Here is a 505-nt window from a genome sequence, read left to right on the forward strand (position 1 = left end):
TGTGAATTCATGCCGAACTGCGACTTGCGCGTGTGACGCTACCCGACACGTCGTATTTGCGCGAGCAGTTTCTTGCGGAAGACTTCCGCGGGCGTTCGGTAGCCTAAGCATTTCCGCGGTGTCGAGTTGAGCCGGTCGCAGATGTCCCTGAGCTCGCCGTCGCTGATCGACAGGGGATCGACCTCTCTCGAAAGCCATTTGCGAACCCGGCCATTGGTGTTCTCGACCGTGCCTTTCTGCCAGGGCGACTGCGGGTCACAGAACCATGTCTGCGTTCCGATGCCAGCCTGCAGATAGGGCCATTCGCTGAACTCAGTGCCACGGTCGAAGGTGATCGAGCGTCGAGCAGCGTGGGGCAGGGGTTGGAGCACCTCAATCAGCCCGTCCATGATCGGCTTGGATTGCCGGTCGTTGTTGCGCAGGAAGACAGCAAAGCGGCTGACCCGCTCCACCAGTGACGTCACGTTGGCCTTGCCGAACTTCTTGCGAAACTGAATGAGATCGC

The 505-nt window shown here is 59.8% G+C and carries 1 protein-coding gene; it reads right to left on the reverse strand.

Translation table 11 applies throughout. From position 1 onward, the window contains the following. Positions 1–38: 38 nt before the first annotated feature. Positions 39–505 (reverse strand): IS30 family transposase (locus N181_RS13240; protein WP_155621615.1); only part of this gene is annotated, 467 nt, incomplete at its 5' end.

Origin of the sequence: Sinorhizobium fredii USDA 205 (assembly GCF_001461695.1) — a bacterium.
GTDB classification, from domain to species: Bacteria; Pseudomonadota; Alphaproteobacteria; order Rhizobiales; family Rhizobiaceae; genus Sinorhizobium; species Sinorhizobium fredii.